This window comes from Saccharopolyspora sp. NPDC050389 (assembly GCF_040655595.1).
In the GTDB taxonomy this organism is placed as follows: domain Bacteria; phylum Actinomycetota; class Actinomycetes; order Mycobacteriales; family Pseudonocardiaceae; genus Saccharopolyspora.
The window spans coordinates 1-18,217 of record NZ_JBFAKG010000143.1; the positions used below are offsets into that span (position 1 = coordinate 1).

Genomic DNA, 18,217 nt, shown 5'->3' on the forward strand with positions numbered 1-18,217 from the left:
CATCCGCTACGAGCGCTATGCCAACCACTTCTGCGCCTTCCTCACCCTCGCCGCCGCCCTCACCTGCTACAAGAAACTCGCGAAATGAGACACGCCCTTAGAGGGCATCTGATCTTGGTTCGTGGTGATCTGTCCGTTTCAGGTGGCGGTGATACTTTGATCAACTTGTGATTTCCCGGCGTGCGTATCGCAGCGACCTGTCCGATGCCCAGTGGGCGTTGATCGAGCCGACCTTGACGGCATGGCGTGCCGCACGGCGCGGGCCGGGAACCACGGCGCGGGTGCATGACTTGCGGGAGATCGTGAACGCGATCATGTATGTGTGCCGGACCGGGATCGCCTGGGAGTACTTACCGCACGACTTCCCGCCCTGCAAGACGGTGTATGACTACTACGCCAAGTGGGAGGTCGATGGCACGACCGAGGCGTTGCATGACTTGCTGCGTGATCGGGTCCGCGTGGCAAGAGGTCGTGCGGCGGCTCCGACAGCAGCGATTATCGACTCGCAGAGCGTGAAAACCTCGTGCAATGTCAGTGAATCCAGTCAAGGAATCGATGGGGGTAAGAAGATCAAGGGCCGTAAGCGGCACATCGCTACCGACGTGTTGGGTCTGCTGCTGGTGGTGATCGTGACTGCGGCATCGGTACAGGATTCCGTTGGTGGGCAAGAGGTTCTGGATCAACTCGCCATTGCACATCCGAGCGTGTCCATGGCATGGGTGGATGGCGGCTACAACAACACGGTCATCCGCCACGGAGCCCAGCAGGGCGTCCAAGTTGAAGTCGTCAAACGCCCTACCGCCAAGGGATTCCACGTGTTACCCCGTCGATGGGTGGTAGAGCGCACGCTAGGTTGGCTGATGCTGCACCGCCGGCTCGTACGCGACTACGAGGCGCTGCCCCAGCGTTCGCGCACGATGGTCCACTGGGCGATGACTAACATAATGAGCCGCACCCTGGCCGATGAATCCACCCGAACCTGGCGAATCGAACGACCCAAATCGAACATCACCGCCCAAATCTAGATCAGATGCCCTCTAAGAGGCGGGGCAGGCAGCGCGTCGGTGTCCGCGGCCGCTCGCGCGCCGATGATCGGAGCTCACCCGATGAGCAGGCTGCGTCGATCGGCGGTCGTCCGGTGGTTGTGCGCCCTTGAACGGTGGCGGGGTTGCGGCGTTGACCGCGGCGAGCACGGCACCGGCCGGGAAGAGCCACCGGCGGGCGGGATTCGGTGCGCAGAACCATTTTCTGCTTTGCGCGGCCGTCACGTGCAACAGCGGCAGCTCGATCTGGCAGGGCGCCGCCAGGTACCGCACGTCGCCGGGCATCTGAAACTGGCCCAGCACGACACCATCGGCCTCCGCGAGGAACACCGCGCGGACCAGGCGGGCACCGACCAACAGTGCCGGAGTGCAGAAACCGTTGCGCTCCAGTCGGTTCCGCACCCTGAAAGCCCAGTCGGCGGGCACATCGAACGCCACCATGCCGCGTCCGAGTGTCAGCACAACGGAGTTTTCGGTCCTGTCGACGGCCCAGGCCATCTGGTCGCGATACCACATCGCAGTGGCGTGGACCGCACCGGACTTCGTCAGTGTCACCGCAGCCTCCTCACTTGCCTGGCCGAACCGGACTCTCCGTGATCGACGGGGTCTTGTCCGGCCGCACATCGTGGTTAAGAAGGGGGGCGACGCCTTGCAGGCCCCGTCACCACCCCCCCGGTCACAACAACCAGAGCAGAACTGAGACCGGCTCCACCGTGGTAGTCAGGCCCCTGCACGCGCCGGCGCTAACCTGCTGACGTGTGCTGTCAGCAGGATGATCGATACATCCGCGTGAGCTGGCGAGCAGCCGACGTCGGGCGCGAGGAAACGCCGTCCACGGTCTTCCCAGTCCTAGTGCAGCGGTTCAGCCGCGTCTTGCCGGCAACGAGACGTCCATGTTCTCGGCCAGGTGATCGAGCGATGTAGTGCCGGGTATCGGCAGCACCACGGGCGACAGGGACAGCAGCCAGGCCAGTGTCCGTTGCGCGGTCGTGAACCGGTGCCAATCTTCGCCAGGTACGTCCGGTAGTTTCCCCTGATCAAACGGGGAATACGGCACGAACGCGGTGCCCGTGTCCGTGCAGTAGTCCAGGACCTGACGGTCTCCGTCGTTGGCGTTGAACCGGTTTTGAATCGCGGCGATCGGCGTCTCGGCCACGATCCGCTCGATCTGGCTGCGCGTCACCTTGGACAGGCCGATGAACCGGATCTTGCCCTCGTTTCGCATGTCGCTCAGGGCTCCGATCTGGTCGGCAACCGGGACCTGCGGGTCGATGCGGTGCAGGTAGTACAGATCGATCCGGTCGAGGGCCAGTCGGCGCAAGCTCATTTCGACACACTGACGCAGATATTCCGGTCGGCCGACTCGCGCCGCCCGGTTCGGTCCCTGCCGAGTCACCCCGCCCTTGGTGGCGATCACAAGGTCGTCGGGGTATGGGTGCAGGGCCTTGCGGATCAGGTGCTCGCTGGTCTCGGGGCCGTAGGCGTCGGCGGTGTCGATGTGGTTGACGCCGAGGTCGACAGCGCGCCGCAGCACCGCCAACGCGGCATCCGTATCCGTCGGGTAGTACCAGTAGCCCGGACCGGTCAGCCCCATGGCGCCGTAGCCGATCCTGCGGACCGGTAGCTCACCGCCTATGGAGAAGGTCTCAGCGCAGGATTCCATTGCCTTCATCGCCTCTCGGGGTAGTTGACTGGCCGAAAATCGGGCGGATATGCCTCATTAGGCTTCTGAACTGGTGCTTACCACACGAAATTGGTCGCACTACGTGAGAAGACGCCCATTGGGGTGCATGAGGGCCTGTTTTTTGGTCCGTCCGTACAGGACGCCGTTCGCAGTGGTGCGAGCCCGGCATTCCCGAACCTACGGTCAGCCCTGAAAGGGGACCAGGGGAGGTGTGGCTGATGACGGCAGAAGAAGCTGATGGCGTCTCATCAGGTGGTGCAGGGGATCAAGGGACCGGAGTTCGCGGGTCGGGGACGGTGGCTCCGCCGGATCGGGCGTTCAACGCACGTCAGTGGGATGCCTTACGGGCTGCCGCCACTACCGAGATCGACATGCGCTCCGTACCGGAATGCGTACCGCTTGATCTTCTACCCCACGTCGTGGGACAAGGCCAGGACGCTTCCACCGCCGTTCGTCCCGTTCACGGTGGATCCGCCTCTCCCGCCCGCCTTCCGCGACATGTGGCGATCGTGTTGGACGGCAATCGCCGCTGGGCGCGCGCAAACGGTAAGTCAGGGGCATATGAGGGGCACCGGGCTGGCTTCGGCAAGATACCGATGGTGCTGGGCTGGTGCGAGGAGTTCGGCATTGAGGTTGTGACGCTGTGGATGTTGTCCGACGACAACATCCGGACGCGCTCGCAGCGCGAACTGGTTGATCTCTATGCGATCGACGCGGATGTGGTCGACAGACTGGTAGCGGCCCGGCGCTGGCACCTGCGCGTGATCGGCTCGCTGGAGCTGTTGCCGACGAGGTTGGCAGACAGGCTGCGTCGTGCGGAGCGGCAGACTGCCGACGTCGGGGGGATGCTGGTCAACCTGGCCATCGCCTACGGGGGGCGCCAGGACGTGGTCGGCGCGGTGCGCGCACTGGTCGCGGACGTGGAGTCTGGAAAGCCCGTCAGGGTCACGGAGGAGGTACTGGACAGTTATCTGTCCACGGCCGGCCTTCCGGATCCCGATCTGGTGATTCGACCGTCCGGGGAGCTCCGCACATCCGGGTTCATGATGTGGCAGGCCGCTTACGCGGAGCTGTACTTCTGCGCGCCGCTGTGGCCTGACTTCGCCCGTACCGACCTGGAAGCCGCCTTACGTGCCTACAGCAATCGCCACCGGCGGTTCGGAGCTTGAACAGCCGTCCGTTCCACGTCATCGGAGTCGCCCGTGTCCATGTCTCACCGGCTTCCCGCCCGCGTTGCCAGCCGATTCCCCGCACAGGTCAGCCCGCATCATCCTGAACTGCGCTGGCATTCCCAGCAGCGGGGAGAGTGGTTCTACGGTGATGTGCCCGAACGCGTCCGGAACAAGTTCCGGCGCGAGATGTTTGACAGCCTGACCGCTTATACGTATCCCTGGGCCAGCCTGGCCACCCTGGAGATCATCCACGACTTCTACTGGTCCGTCGTCGTCATTGACGACCATCTCGACCGGCCTGGCTTCCGGGGAAATGTGACGCGTACCCGGTCGGCGCTGGCCCATTACGCCGACGTGCTCGCCTATCCGGACACGCGCGGCACACCAGCCGTGCCACAGGATCCCAATGCGCGGCTCGTGCAGACGTGGTGGCACGCTCTGGTGCCCCGCACGGAGCCGGCCTGGCGGCGGCGCTTCGTCGGGCACATGAATGCCTGGTTTGACGCCTGCTGCTGGGAGACGGACCAGCTGGGACACAACCGCCCGTTCGAGGAGGGGGAGTTCTGGGACCACCGGCTTCATCTCTTCGGATCCCAGACCTACATGGACATGCTCCATCTGGACTTGCCACAGGCTATTCCGGAACACGTCCACGACAGTCCTCTCTACCAGCGCTACCTGAACACAGCCGTCGAGTGCCTGTGCTACTTCAACGACCTGATCTCCTACCGGGTGGAGGAATCCGCCGGCAGCGCCCAGTCCAACCTCATCAGCATCCTGAAGACCCAGTACGGATGCGGCCTGGAAGCCGCTGCCAGCCATGTCGCCGACCTTTACGCCCTGCACACCCAACAGCTCGTCGATCTGGAACCGCAGATCCAGATCGTCTTTCCCGAACACAAGGAGGCGTTGCACCAGGTCTTCGGCCGGGTGGGCAGGTGGCAGGCGGGCTTCATCCGATGGCACGAAGAGAGCGGTCGCTACAGCGACCCGAAGGAGGAGGGCATCAGTGTCCCGCAACCCACTTCCTGACGCGCACACCACAAATCCCAGTGCCACAGTGGTCGTTCCGCCGCTGGGCAGCCCATATCCCTTCCGTAAAAACCCGAACCTGGACGTGCTTGACGACCATAACGTCCGACGCGGCCTGCAGCTGTATCACTCGACGAGTGATCCGGTGTTCCAGAAGTACCAGGGCGAGGCATACGCGAAGCTGGTCGCCTATTTGTACCCGACCGCCAGACTGGAAGAGCTGACAGTCGCACACGACATCAGACTGCTGCTCGGCTGCGCCGACGACTTCTTCGGGCACCCCTCGCTGATCGCCGACCGCGCTCTGATGTCCAAGAGCATCGACCAGCTCCTTGGTGTGCTGGCCGATCCCGATATCGCGCCCACTCCGCCTTCGCACGGTGCTCTCGCCCAGCTCACGGCCATGGTGTGGCGGGGCCTGCTGCCCGTGACCTCGCCAAGCTGGCGGGCCCGGTTGGCGGCACACCTCGAGGAGTGGTTCGAGTCCTTCCTCTGGGAAGCCGACAATCTTCGGGACGGGACCGCGCTGTCCGAGGAGACCTACAAGGAGGGTCGCAGGCGCACAGTCGCAATGGACATCTCCCTGGATCTCGTCGACCTGGCCGAGCACACCTCGCTGCCGACGGCCGTGACGGGGAGCCGGATCTACCGTGCGTACCGGGACGCGGTCACCGAGAGCACGATCGCCAGCGCAGACCTGGGTTCTCTCCGCAAGGAGCTGGAGACGTCCGACCCGCACAACCTCGTGCTCGTCGTGCAAAACGAGTACCGCATCACGCTGCAACAGGCCGTGGACTACGTATGGGCCCACCTCACATCGCAACTGCGCTGCGCCCAGGAACGCCAGCGGATGCTGCTGGACTTCTTCCCCCAGCACGCCGAGCCCCTGCGACGCGGCTGCGAGGCCACCGGATCGTTCCTGAGCGGCTGGATCCACTGGCACGCGGAGTGGAGCCGCTCCCCGGACCTGCGGCCTATCTGCCTCGTCCCCCGCCTGGACCCGCAGGAGGAAGAGGCACACCCCCACAGCCCCGTCGTACGCCCACTCGCCGAGGAGTAGGTTCGAATGGCCGAGATTATCGAAGTCAACCTGGCCAGCCCTGAGTTCAAGTGTGATCCTGAACGGATCCTTGGACCGCTGCGGGCCGACCACCCCGTCGCCAGGATCGCCGTGCCCGACGGCGAGACGGCCTGGCTCATCACACGATGGAAAGACGCCAACGCGGTCTTCAAGGACCCACGTTTCCGCAAGGACGAGCGCTCCGTACTCTCCGCCGAGGAGATCGCGCGAACCTGCTCCTCCCTCGAGGAGGAACTGATGATGCGGCACCTGTCCAAGACCGACCCGCCCGAGCACACCCGCCTGCGCGCCTGCTTCGCCCCGCTCTTCGCGCCTCACCGGGTCGAAGGATGGCGTGAGGACGTCCAAACAATCGTCAACGACACCATCGCGCAATTTCCGCGGTCCGGACCGGTAGACCTGGTCCCTTCCTTCGCCTCCCATATCCCTTCGCTCGCCGTGTGCCGTCTCCTCCTCAGGTCCTCGCACTACCAGCCACTCATGATCGAGTACGCGAACCACATCACGGCAAGGGACATCGGCCCGGTGACCGACGACGTCAAACAGTCGATAAAGGACCTTTTGGTCCTGGTCAAGGAGCTGATCCAGGAAATACGGGCACGTCCTGAGGAAGGGCTCCTCGGTGACTGGCTCTCCACCGAAGACTCCGAAGGCCCGCTCACCACAGAGGAGATCCTGGCGATGGTCTCCATCATCATCCGCGCCGGCGTCGCGGCGACCGAGGGCCTGCTGACCAACGGCGCCCTCCTCCTTCTCCAGCACCCTGATCAGATGGACCTGCTGCGCGAAAAGCCGGAACTGACCGACTCCGCTATCGACGAGATGCTCCGATACCGCCCGCCCAGCACCCTGACCACCCCCCGCTGGGTGCATGAAGACCTGAAGATGCACGGGCACACCCTGCGGCGCGGAGACATGGTGCTGGTCTCGGTTGTTGCTGCCAACCACGATCCGGCCGTCTTCCCGCACCCCGAACGGTTCGATATCCGCCGCCGCGACAACCACCATCTCGGATTCGGCAAAGGCATCCACTACTGCCTGGGAGCGTCTCTCGGCCGGTTGGAGGGGAAGACGGCCTTTCCCGCTCTCCTCAACAGCTTTCCGCGTATGCGGCTTTCGTGCCCCCTGGAGCAGGTTCCCTGGACCCCAGGCATGAAGATCGCCGTACCGCAGAGCCTGCCCGTGGCGCTCGACCGTCCCGTCGCCTGCTCACTCACATGAGGGCCTTGCGGACTGGTGAGCTTGCGTAATCAACTGTCGTGAGTTCGCTGTGTCGGTGGGCTTGCTGGTGACCGTGTGTGGTCGCCGGGGGTATCGGTGCCACGGTCCTCCGGATCGGGCGGCGAGCCGGGGGCGGTGTGGTAGCCGAGGGCGTCGGCGACCACGGGGACGGGCATCTCCAGGACGTGCTGGCGGATCGCGGCGGCTCGGCCGGCGATGGTCGGGATGCCGAGGTCCAGGACGAGGGCCGAAAGCCTTTAAGTGGTGCTCACTGTCGTGCCGTTGCCGACTGGTAAGGCCGTGACCGGCCGGGCGGTGATCATCGCGAAGAACCCGCCGTTGGCCTCCGCCTGGATGCTGGTGCCGTCGAGTCCAGGCTCCGTGTAACCGGGCAGTTCACAACGCTGCCGAACCAGTTCCTCCAGCGTGACGTGATCAGGTCGGCGGGGTTGTCTTTGGTCTATACCGCAGCGCGAATGGCCTGCTCGGCGACCTCGCGCACCCGCACCGCCTCGTACTTCACGCCCAGCCGCTAGCGCACGAACTGCCGGTGCGCTTGGCCGTGCGATCCGCGTCCGTCTCCGCGACTACCGTCTCCGGCAGCTCCACCAGCACGCCACGTACGTGGTCGACGACCGCGGCCGAGACGTTGGCGTGCTTGGCGAAATAGCTCAGCCGCTGATAGCACTGCAGCTGGACCAACAGTGCCAGCAGATGCTGCCCATGCTGGGGCTTACCACGCGCCCACGTGATCCCATCCGCCGTTGGCGTGAGCGCCTCGGCCAGCTCCTGCACCGCCACCGCACCCTTGAAACGCGGGTAAGCCGTGTGATCGATCGACGCCAACCCAACACCCCAGCAAGATCACTACGCGGACCAGCACACCTTAGCCAGGCTGCTGATCACCAACACAGAGCCCATTCCGACCAGGGGTTCCGACCGGCCGCGGCCCCTTTCTGATGACTTCCGAACGGCCCGCTGGGACTGGGCATTGTCGCGTCAGACTTTGTGTGGACCCAAAAGCCCCCACGCCGGCCTGACCTTCTACCAGACCCTGACTCTGCTCCAGAGCGTCTTACCGTGCTGGACCGACGTTTGCCCCACATGCCAAAGAAAACTCCCCAAACGAAGACAAACTTAACGAAGTACTACTAGTCGCGGCGCACCACCTCCTGCTAGCCCATGGATGGGGAATGGCCGCGTTGCGGACAGCCGCACGCCCCGGCCAACGATTCTCCATCGTGCTGAACTTCTCGCCGGCCCTGACTGATGTGGACGACGAGCCCCATCGCGAGGCAGCGCGCAAGTTCGATGGTATGCACAACAGGGTGTTCCTCGATCCGGTGCTGGGTCGCGGCTACCCCGAGGATGTGCTCGGCGATGTCGCTCACCTCCAGGCTCTGGAACCCGCAGTCCATGACGACGACATGAAGGAGATTGCCGCCCCGCTGGACTGGCTTGGGGTGAACTACTACGCGCTGACTCGGGTGGTGCCGGCGCCGGATCCAACCGAACCGAGCAACTGCGGCCTTCCAGGCTTGCGGGGATTCAACGTGCTTCCACCGCGCAGCCCACTCACTTCGTCTGGTTGGGAGCAGACGCCAGAATCGCTGACTGATCTGTTGCTGTGGCTGTACCGGCACTGCCCACACGTTCCGCTCGTGGTGGCGGAGAACGGCGCAGCCTTCCCAAACACTATTGACTGTGATGGCCGGATCCGAGACGGCGAACGGATCCGCTACTTCGCCGAGCACCTCCGCGCCGTCCACCGGGCGATCGAGCAAGGTGCAGACGTGCGCGGCTACCTCGCCTGGTCATTGCTGGATAACTTCGAGTGGGCGATGGGGTATTCGCAACGCTTCGGGTTGATTCACGTCGACTTCGACACCCAGCAGCGCACGATCAAAGACAGCGCCCGGTTCTTCTCGCGTGTTGTGGCCGCCAACGCCATCCCGGCCGACGCCCCTGCCGATCGCGCAACGGACTGACATCAACGACGAAGCACCGGCCTTGGCCCGCTCGTTGCAGGGAGCTCCTGACGAGTCGCTCCTTGAGTTCTCGTCGGGTCTTCGCTGAAGAAGTGGGTAGTCTCGGGCCACAGTCCGACTCACGGCTTTCCGGCGCGGTCGTGGTCGTGTCCGATACCGGGTACCAACGGCGTGGTGACTGCGCCCAGCCTGCTCAGGGCTGTCGTTGCGGGTCCGCCGCAACGTCACTCGACCCGACCTCGGCACGCGGTGGCAGCAGGGTGCCGAGGCGGCGTGCGTGTTCGACCTCGATCAGCAGAGCTTGGTTGTAGAGGACCCATGACGAGGATGGCGCGGTGCCACCGCGACGTGTCGCGCGCCAACGCAAGACGAGCGGACTACGAGCCCGGCTCGTGCCCAAGATGTTCAGCCACGCAGTGTCGATCTCAGGCTGTTCCGCGAGGTAGCAAGCCGCCGCTACGACATCGTCCCTTCGACGTCCCGCGCGGGCGCCTCCCCGTGCCGCCTAGGCTCGCGATGGTCGACTGGTAGCCGACCAGCCTTAGGCTGTCAGCGTCCTATGCCCTGCGGCCGTGCCTGGGCTCGACCTGTCGGCTGGCACGCCGAGCAGTGAGAACTCGCGAACACCGAAGTCGTACCCGCCCTGCAGCCGCTCTGGAAACGGGGCGGTCAGCCGGACCGGTGGCCAAGTGTCGCGACGCCGGTCGGAGGCACTTGTGGTCGCTGCCACATACCTTATTCCGCTCGGCCTATATAAAGCGTTTGTTCTTATAACGCGTTTGCAATTAGTATTTCCCCGCAGGAGCGCAGCAGCAACGCGCGGGGCGTCCCGGGGCCGTAGATGAAGGAGCAATCATGCAGATCGACCTGTCCAGCCGCACCGCCGTCGTCACGGGCTCCACCGCAGGTATCGGGCGGGCCATCGCGGTGGCGGCGGCCCGCGCCGGCGCCACTGTGGTGGTCAACGGCAGGGAAGAATCGCGCACGGTCGAAGCCGCCCGCCAAGTGGCTGAGGAAGCCGGAGCCGCGGCGGAATCCGTGCGGTCCGTGGCTGCGGACGTGTCCACCGCTGAGGGCGCGCGGAAGCTCATCGACGCCGTGCCCGACTGCGATGTCCTGGTCAACAACGCCGGCATCTTCGCGGCCACCCCGGTCTTCGAGATCACCGACGACGAATGGCGGCGTTTCTTCGACGTCAACGTCCTCAGCGGCGTGCGCCTGGCACGTCACTACGCACCGCGCATGGCCAAGCGCGGCTGGGGTCGAGTGCTGTTCGTCAGCAGCGAGTCGGCGGTGATGACACCGACGGAGATGGTGCACTACGGCATGACCAAGACCGCGCAGCTGGCGGTCTCCCGCGGAATGGCCCAGGAGCTCAAGGGGTCCGGCGTGACGGTCAACTCGATCCTGCCCGGCCCGACCCTGACGCCCGGCGTGGAGGAATTCATCGCCGACCGCGTCGGTCCGGGCGGCTCCTTCGAAGAGGCGGAGACCGCGTTCATTCGGCAGGAGCGGCCCACCTCGCTGCTCGGCCGCCTCATCCGGCCCCACGAGGTAGCCGCCCTCGCTGTCTATGTCGCCTCCGAGCATGCGTCAGCTACGACAGGTGCGGCCCTGCGGGTCGACGGCGGCGTTGCTCCCACCCTCATTCCTTGATCTCGCTCCGGGGTCGTGGGTGACCGCCACCCCGGAAGCACGACACCTGCTTCGAACATCGCCTGAACAATCGGATTCCCATACCGCAGCTGGGCTTCGGTCGGTGTCTGCTCGACAACCGTGCGTCCGTCCGCGCATTTCGCCGAACTGCACGTTGGAGCTGCGGTCGGTGACTTCCCGGTAGGCAAGGTCAGGTGCCTCGGCTGGTGAGGGCGGGTTCGGGAGTGGTGGTCAAGTGCGGCAGCACTTCATGTGCCAGCTCCTGGAGCACCTCGTCGACCGGGCGATCTCCGGGGTGGAGGCGCTGCTGGGGGGTTGGACGCGCCTGCCTTTGGGGACCAGCTCGCGCGGAGAGTCGGATAGGAGGTCTGCTTTGGCTGAGGGGGCAGCTGCATGGGCACTGTATCCACTTGCTGGAAATGCGTGATTTGTCTCGTTATTCCGTTCTCGTTGGCACAATGGTGCTCTCAACACTGACCGCTCGGCCAGATTTCGTGGTCAGGGATGAAAACCCCTTCGTCCGTAGAGTATTCAGGGTTCCGTGCAGCTGAGCAGATCATCGTTCACCCGCCGGAACCTGTTGCGCCTGAGTGGTGCGTCCACGGTCGCCGCGGTCGGGATGTCGGCTTGTGCGCCAAGGCAGGTGCCGGTGACGTCAACCGCGCCGGTCGAGTTGGCGGGTGCCGAAACAGCGTGGCGGCAGCTGCTGGATGGCAACGCGCGCTTCGTCGAGGGAAGGGCGACTTACCCGCACCAGACGGCCGATGGGCGGCAGTCTTTGGTAGCGGAGCGGCATCCGTTCGCATGTGTCATCGCATGCGCTGACTCACGTGTCGGGCCCGAGGCGGTCTCTGGCGGCGCACTTGGCGACCTTTTCGTGATCCGCAGCGCAGGCGAGGTGCTCGACGACGCCGTCGTCGGCAGCGTCGAGTACGGCGTCGAGCACCTGCGTGTGCCGCTGGTCGCGGTAGAGGAAAGTCCGCGCCCCGGAACATCCCGGTTCAGCAAGGACGGTGCACCGTCCATCGGACAGTCCGGGGGCCAGGCTGCACCTCAATTCTTGGGTGTGGCCGGGCAGTTTTGGTTTCACCTAAGACGTCGCATCGGGCTGGTTGTGTTGGGTGATGTAACCGCACTTGGTTTTACTTGTGTTGGTGTGTCTGGCTGAGTGTCGGTGAAGGTTGTTCGGTCTGGTCTGGCGGGGGCTGTGGGGCAGATGTGTGAGAGTCTTCGTCAGTTCGCGGCTTTTTGTGTCGCGACTGAGGACAATGCCGAGTATCTCGGTAAGAACGCGTTGGGCCTGAACGAATCACCGGACCCGGCCGGCGTTCCCGGTCCCACACGCGAGGGTTATCAGCCGCTGACACCTATGCGTAGTGTCACGGGTGAGGAGTTGCCGCCGGGTCCGTCACGGGCGTCACGTCCCGGGTAAAAGGCCGTAGGGTCGGGGTTTTGGTCGGTGTGTGCCACTGGAATGTTCTCGGTCTGTGTCCTGCGTCTGTGTCTGTGATCGCGCCGGCGTGTGGTTGCGGGCGGGTCGAGTGTGGGATGGGGGTTGAGTGGTGGATATCGAGTTTGATCCGGCGTTTGACTGGTTGTGGGTTTTGGTGGCGGGGCAGAAGGCTCCGCGGGTTGATGTGGCGGCGGCGCGTGCGTTGGCGGAGAGCTGGCGTGATAGTGGTGTGACGCTGGAGGAGTTGGGGCGGTCTCTGGGGTCGCTGGCGGCTGTGGCGGAGCGGAGTATCGGTGGTGGTGCCGGTCGTGCGTTCCGTAAGCGTGTTGATGAGTTGGTCGCTGCGGTGCCGCAGCTGGTGGCTCTGGCCAGGCAGCAGTCGGCCGCTTTGCTCGATCTTGCGTTGAACGTGGAGTTGGGCGTTTATTCGATGATGATCGAGATCGCGTTTTTCGCGGCGTCGATCGTCTGGGCGTTGGTCAGCCCGTTTACGGCGCCGTTGGTTCCCGCGTTTTTTACCGCTGCCCGTATCGCGGTGGCCCGCATCCTGGAGAAGCTGGGTTGGGCGGTGCGGCTGCTGGTGGAAGCCCTCCAGGAGGGTGCCCAGGAAGTCGCGCAGGATGCGTTGGCGCAGATCATCCAGATCATGGAGGGCAACCGCCACGTGTGGGACACGCTGAGCACGGTTGTCAGTGGCATCATGGGCGGCGCGGCGGGTGGTCTGATGGGTGCCATGTTCATGGGCATGAAGAAGTTGGGGCCGCAGGTCGCGGACTCGATGTTCTTCCACGGGGCCGCCGAGGCGTCGGCGGAGGTGGTGGTCGACGCGGCCGCGACGGGGATCCTGGGCGGCAGCATGGACGATCTGGGGCTCAGCGCGGTGGGTGGCGGGTTCACCGGCATGGTCGATAAGGGCGCCGCCGATGCCGGTGAGAAGATCGGTGAGCTGGTCAATGGTGTGGGCATTGTGGACGGCCCGGACATCCCCGCGATCGACATGCCCGATGCTGTCAGTGTTCCGGTTGTGCCGGTGGGGGGCACGCCCGGCCACGGGGATGCGGATTCCGGTTATGGCGGCGAATCCGGTGACACCGGCAGCGAATTCGGTGACACCGGAAGTGAATCCGGTGACAGTGGCAGTGAGTCCGGTGATGCGGACTCGGGTTATGGCGGCGATGCCGACTCCGTGTCTGCCGGCAGTGGCGTTTCGGGTAATGGCCCCACCAGAATCGGCCCGCTGACCCCCGCCACCGCGGCCGCGGTGGCGGGGGTTGGTGCAGTGCTCGGTCAGGACGGTGGGCCGAGCTCCACTCTCGGTACCGAAGCGGGCACCCCGTTGCCGGGAACACCTCTGCCCACACCGGGCGCGGTGGATCCGCTCACCGCTGGTCCCACGCCTATCGGCGTGCCGCCGGGTGCGGATGTGCCGGCGGCGGCCCCGGGCCTGCCGCCCGTGGCCGCAGCCGACACGTCGGCCCCGGTCATCGACCCCGTCCCATCGGGGGGGCAGCACCCGGCCACGCCCACACCCATGCCGGACACTCCGGCAGCCACGGACAAGCCGACACCGGTGCCCAGCACGTTCTCTCTCAGCCCGGACGTGGGAACGCCGCTGCCCGGGACTGTGTCACCCGGCCCGCACATGGCCATGCCCGCGGACGGCGTCGTCACCCTGCCACTGCACGATGGCCCGCCCCTGCCGCAGGCCCCCTCGCCTACCTTGGCCACGCCCGCTGTCCTCGACGGCAACACCGAATCTGATGCGGCCCAGACCACCCAGCCAGGGCGGCCCGAAACCGCCCAGCCACACACGGAGTTGTCCGAAACCGGCCTAGCCCACACCGGCAGCACCTCACTCGCCCAGACCGGGCAGCCCGCACCATGGCAACCCCCGACCGGCCAAACCCAGCCTGGCCCAACGCCGACCGGCCCGACATCGACAAGCCCAACATCGACCGGGCCGACGTCGACAGGGCAGCCGCATGCCGGGACTCCGTCGTCCACTCGCCCGCAGGGCGACCGGGCGGTCGAGCCCCGCACGCCACCGTCGGCGGCGGTGGACTCGCCCGTGCCGGGCGCACCGACAGGGCTGGACACGCCATTGCTTGAGCGCGACACACAACCGTCTGACCCAGCGCTGCTGTGGCCGGGTTGGGTGCAGGCGGTGACGGGAGAGGTCACGCACGCTGGGAGGCACAACACCGATCAATCTCAGGACGCCGGGCCCGCTGGCCTGCACGAGCGGCCGCAGTCCGCTGAGGTGAACCGCGAGGCTGTTCAGTCGGCGGTGGTGGGTGGGTGGCCGGTGGAGTTGAGTGGTGACCTGCTCGAGGTTGTGCGGTCTGCGATGCGGAAGGCCCGGCAGCAAGCACAGCCGCGGGAGAATGTGGTGGTGACGGCGGAGGATGCGCGCCGCGGGTATGCGCTGTGGCGGAAGGCCCGGCACGAATACCCGGAGTGGGCTCAGCGTCCGGTGCCGACGCATTCCACGAGTCTGGCTGAGGAAGTGGCCTGGGTCGAGGTGCAGGTGCGCAACGGTCATGGCCGGCCGCTGATTCCGGGCCTGCGTGGTGGCGCACCCAGTACGTCCCGTGCCGCTAATCCGTCTGCTTCAGCATCGTCTGGTAGTCGGGCGCGCACCGGTGATTTTGCGGATACTGGTGAACACGCAGCTGCGGGGGGCGAGTCCCTAGCGGGAGAGATGCCTCTGCAAGATCCTTTCAAGTGGCGCCCCGGTGTCGATGAGTTTGACACGTGGCCCAAATTTCTGGAACACTATCTTGCCAACGCTTCCCCGAGTCAGCGGCAAATCACCCTCTACGAGTCCCAGAACGAAGGGGAGCGGAAGTTCACTCAGGAAGCGCGGGAATGGGCGGTTTTGTGGGCAAAAGCCGTGCGCTGGGATCTCGACGCGAATGGATATGTTTACGGCGCGGATAGAGTGGTGCGCGCGCTTGGCGGAATGCTTCCAAAAACCACGGTACTGCGTCGGTGGAAAGATAAGGATGTGGCCGATCTGCCGCCGGTGCCGCCCGACGTACGGAAAAAGATTATCAACTACACGCCGCCGCAACCCGGGGAGACGCTGGGGAAGTTCCTGCTCGACCTCCGGGAGCGTGGACTGAACCTGTTTCTTGGAAAATATGAGACTGGCATCTTCGTCTCCTCGGTAACTCGGGAGCTGGTGCGTGAATGGGTTCTAAGCGAAAAACATGAAGAAAATACCGATGCGGAGGTGGCGGGCCTGGCCGGTAAGATCGGCGAGCTGCCCGTGGTCACGGCAAATGCCGTGAGAATACTTCGAAATAAAAAGAGAAAGGGGGGCAAGTCGGCGAGGAAACAGAAGAATGTGGATTGCTCTGGTCTGGGGGATGGCAATGCCGCAGCGGACGGCTTGATTGGCGACGTGCCCGCCTCTAGTGGTTTGTGGGGGACGCCCGAGCAGCGGGCGACGGCGAGGGGGTGGGGGCTGGAAATCGTCGATGTCGGAGCTGATGGTGACTGTTTCTACCGGTCGGTCCTGGATTCAGTGCCGGAGGGTGTATGGGGGGCCCGGCTTGATCAGCTCGGCAAGGAACGGTCCGTGGATGGGTTGCGCGACGCGCTTGCCGACAATTATCTGCAAAGATTCGTTGCCAGCACCGACGCTGAGCGGGTCTCGCTGCAGATCGTCGCGGACGACATTCGCGCACCTCGGAGTTGGAGCAATGTTGGTGGTGATGTTGCTCCTCAGCTCGTTGCCGATTTGCTGGGCGTCAACATTGTGGTGATTGTCCCCGATGGTCGCCTGTCTACCCAGGGTGTCGAGCAGTATGGCACCAGGGAGACCTACTGCATCGTCTACAACGGCACGGACCACTACATGGCCACCCGGCGATTGGAAGACACCCACGCTGCCGGAGGATCACGAGACCTCGTGGCGCCGCAACCTGTTTCCGGCCATGCCGTGCCTACTGCTGTTGATCCGTCCATATCAGACGCTGGGGTGGTGTCGTCTGGTAGTCGGATGCGCGCTGGTAATCTCGCGGATACCGGTGAACACGCAGCTGCGCGGGGCGAGTCTCTAGTGGTGCCGCAGTGGGTGCGGAAGCGGATTGTCGAGTGGCGTCCACAGCCCGAACAGGAATCTTCGCAGACACTGCAGGAGCAGAAATTTCCGCGGACACTGCGGGAGTTCCTGCTTGATCTCAAATGGGATGACGGCCGTAAGCGCGACCGGCAGCTGCCTCTTGCCCACGGCAGGGGTCACCGCCTTATTCCGGTCACGCGGGATCTGGTGACAGCGTGGGTTCAGGGCTTGCTCTCGGAGGGGTTCACCCAAACCAGAGTGGCGGAACTGTCCGGCGGGCTGGCTAGCCGGGACTTTGTGTGGCGTGCGGGTCCGGTGCCACGCGCTGCTGCTGTCGCTCGGGTGGGGTTGCCGGATGACTTGGGGTTGCCCGATGACTTGCGTGAGGGAAACTTTCGCGATCTTGATGTGGACGAGACACAGTTGCACCCCATGGACGTGGAGCGTGTTGTGGAGTACGGGAGGCAGTTGGGCGAAGTGATTGCGGGGCTGGTTGCGGGGTCGGGGCCGGAGGCGGAGTTGCCGGACATCCGGATCACGGTTCGGGCGAATGTCAAAGGTGATAGGAGGCCGAAGCCGCCGCGTGGGTCGCTGCCGGGTGCGCTGCAGCCGACGGTGGAGGAGCGGACCCGGGGCTGTATCAGAGGTCTGCTGGACCAGGGGATGAAGCACCGTCCGTCGCACGGTGAGGGCGAGGCCGATGGGGACGGTGGGCGCGGCGTCAACGAGGAATTCGCGGCCGCCCTGGAACGTCTGCCGGTGACCTGGTCCTGGGCTAGTCTCACAAGGAAACGCGGCGAGGATCCCGACTTGCCGCTCGTGCCCGAGTTCGACATCCGGTCTGTCGGCGGTCTGTCGGGCCGGACTGCGGACTACTATCGCAGCGCCCGCCAGCTGAACCTGGAATTTGTCGCGTGGAAAGGCAATCGTCTGTCGGCCGCCGATGAGCAGCGGTTGTTCTGGCGGCTGGAGGGTTTCGTCGGTCGGTTTGTCGCGAGTCCGCATGATGCGCGTCCCACGCTGAACCTCGAGATTCTTAAGGAATCGCAAGGCCGTGAGGAGTGGGTCAAGGAACTACGGGACCGTGCTCTGAACGAGGTATATGAGGGACTTCGGCCGCGGTACGGGTTACTCTCGCTCGCCGAGCTGCGCGAACACGTAGTGATCAGCTCGCTCCCCCGGTCCAAGAACGGGCTACGGTTCACCGAGATTTCTGATTCAGCACCGTTTGGCGCCCGGCCGCGCATTGGTGATCACGCGGATACCGGTGAACACACAGCCGCCGGTGTGGTGCCACAGCCCGCTTTCGGTCATGCCGGTCTGGGTGGGGTGGATGTACCTGGGGAGAGTGTGGTGCATCCGGTCGAGCAGGGCGAGCAGGTGGTGGGTGGCGGCGCTCCGTCCGGTGTGGACGCTCTGATCGGCGGTTCGGTGTCGGGCGTTGTGGGCGTGCGGCCCGGTGAGGAGGCCGGGGATGACGACTCGTTGTTCGTGGGCGCGACGCCGTCCGGGTTTATCGAGTCCGACGCCGGGTCTGGCGGTTTGCCCGAACCGGACGTGGACAACGCCGATGTGCCGATGCACGGTGTGGGCGAGGGGGGCGTCGCGCAGTCTGGTGTGGCTGATGAGGGGTTCGAGTCGTATTGGTTTGAGTTGGAGGGTGTGGGGGCTGACTTCAGCGCGTTCGCCGGTGGCTGGATGGATATGGGCTTGCCGGAGAGGTTGGACATCGGTGACCACGGTGCCGCCTCGGAGACCGGCCTTGACGTGAGAGCGCAGCGTAAACGCCAGGCTTCTTCCGGCAGTGGCCGGCAGTCG

At 65.0% G+C, this 18,217-nt stretch carries 10 protein-coding genes and 3 pseudogenes; 10 read left to right on the top strand and 3 right to left on the bottom strand.

The window, feature by feature from the left end:
- Both AB0I53_RS46265 and AB0I53_RS46270 read left to right on the top strand, forming a co-directional pair.
- Nucleotides 1-88: pseudogene (locus AB0I53_RS46265) on the top strand (IS5/IS1182 family transposase); the annotation flags it as partial.
- A gap of 79 nt (nucleotides 89-167) precedes the next feature.
- Complete coding sequence (locus tag AB0I53_RS46270; protein WP_358616681.1) at nucleotides 168-1,025, top strand: IS5 family transposase; 858 nt, start codon at nucleotides 168-170, stop codon at nucleotides 1,023-1,025.
- A gap of 12 nt (nucleotides 1,026-1,037) precedes the next feature.
- Here AB0I53_RS46270 and AB0I53_RS46275 read toward each other — a convergent pair whose 3' ends face one another.
- Together AB0I53_RS46275 and AB0I53_RS46280 are read right to left on the bottom strand one after the other, a co-directional pair.
- Nucleotides 1,038-1,559, bottom strand: coding sequence for a hypothetical protein (locus AB0I53_RS46275; RefSeq protein ID WP_358616684.1), 522 nt, complete (start codon nucleotides 1,557-1,559; stop codon nucleotides 1,038-1,040).
- Nucleotides 1,560-1,905: 346 nt separating this feature from the next.
- Nucleotides 1,906-2,715 (bottom strand): aldo/keto reductase, encoded by an 810-nt coding sequence (locus AB0I53_RS46280; protein WP_358616687.1) that lies wholly within the window; start codon nucleotides 2,713-2,715, stop codon nucleotides 1,906-1,908.
- A 512-nt stretch (nucleotides 2,716-3,227) separates the two neighbouring features.
- On the opposite strand from AB0I53_RS46280, the gene uppS reads away from it, so the two are divergent.
- From uppS to AB0I53_RS46300, 4 genes are read left to right on the top strand one after another with little or no spacing between them, the layout of a single operon-like run.
- Complete coding sequence (gene uppS, locus AB0I53_RS46285; RefSeq protein WP_358616690.1) at nucleotides 3,228-3,896, top strand: polyprenyl diphosphate synthase; 669 nt, start codon at nucleotides 3,228-3,230, stop codon at nucleotides 3,894-3,896.
- Between the two features lie 39 nt (nucleotides 3,897-3,935).
- Nucleotides 3,936-4,931: a hypothetical protein gene (locus AB0I53_RS46290; RefSeq protein ID WP_358616705.1), complete on the top strand. Its 996-nt coding sequence runs from the start codon at nucleotides 3,936-3,938 to the stop codon at nucleotides 4,929-4,931.
- A complete protein-coding gene (locus tag AB0I53_RS46295; RefSeq protein WP_358616693.1) occupies nucleotides 4,909-5,991 on the top strand; it encodes a terpene synthase family protein in 1,083 nt (360 codons plus the stop codon). Before AB0I53_RS46290 ends, AB0I53_RS46295 begins: the two co-directional genes overlap by 23 nt.
- A gap of 6 nt (nucleotides 5,992-5,997) precedes the next feature.
- On the top strand, nucleotides 5,998-7,233 hold the full coding sequence (locus AB0I53_RS46300) for a cytochrome P450 (protein WP_358616695.1): 1,236 nt from the start codon (nucleotides 5,998-6,000) through the stop codon (nucleotides 7,231-7,233).
- A 519-nt stretch (nucleotides 7,234-7,752) separates the two neighbouring features.
- On the opposite strand, the gene AB0I53_RS46305 is transcribed toward AB0I53_RS46300, so the two are convergent.
- Nucleotides 7,753-8,079 carry a DUF4158 domain-containing protein gene (locus AB0I53_RS46305; protein ID WP_358616697.1) on the bottom strand — a complete coding sequence of 109 codons (327 nt, stop codon included), beginning with the start codon at nucleotides 8,077-8,079 and terminating at the stop codon, nucleotides 7,753-7,755.
- 284 nt (nucleotides 8,080-8,363) lie between these two features.
- Between AB0I53_RS46305 and AB0I53_RS46310 the strand changes: the two are divergent.
- The 4 genes and pseudogenes from AB0I53_RS46310 to AB0I53_RS46325 all read left to right on the top strand — a co-directional run.
- Nucleotides 8,364-9,221 (top strand): annotated as a pseudogene (locus AB0I53_RS46310) (family 1 glycosylhydrolase); the annotation flags it as partial.
- A gap of 855 nt (nucleotides 9,222-10,076) precedes the next feature.
- Entirely contained in the window at nucleotides 10,077-10,877 is an 801-nt protein-coding gene (locus AB0I53_RS46315; protein WP_358616700.1) for an SDR family oxidoreductase, read from the top strand.
- Between the two features lie 541 nt (nucleotides 10,878-11,418).
- Nucleotides 11,419-12,045 carry a carbonic anhydrase gene (locus AB0I53_RS46320; protein WP_358616702.1) on the top strand — a complete coding sequence of 209 codons (627 nt, stop codon included), beginning with the start codon at nucleotides 11,419-11,421 and terminating at the stop codon, nucleotides 12,043-12,045.
- A gap of 391 nt (nucleotides 12,046-12,436) precedes the next feature.
- A pseudogene (locus AB0I53_RS46325) lies at nucleotides 12,437-18,217 on the top strand (hypothetical protein); the annotation flags it as partial.

Bases quoted from the DNA above. Each gene is read 5' to 3' on its own strand.
- AB0I53_RS46275 (WP_358616684.1), bottom strand. From the start codon at position 1,559: ATGTGGTATCGCGACCAGATGGCCTGGGCCGTCGACAGGACCGAAAAC.
- AB0I53_RS46300 (WP_358616695.1), top strand. From the start codon at position 5,998: ATGGCCGAGATTATCGAAGTCAACCTGGCCAGCCCTGAGTTCAAGTGT.
- AB0I53_RS46290 (WP_358616705.1), top strand. From the start codon at position 3,936: ATGTCTCACCGGCTTCCCGCCCGCGTTGCCAGCCGATTCCCCGCACAG.
- AB0I53_RS46315 (WP_358616700.1), top strand. From the start codon at position 10,077: ATGCAGATCGACCTGTCCAGCCGCACCGCCGTCGTCACGGGCTCCACC.
- AB0I53_RS46280 (WP_358616687.1), bottom strand. From the start codon at position 2,715: ATGAAGGCAATGGAATCCTGCGCTGAGACCTTCTCCATAGGCGGTGAG.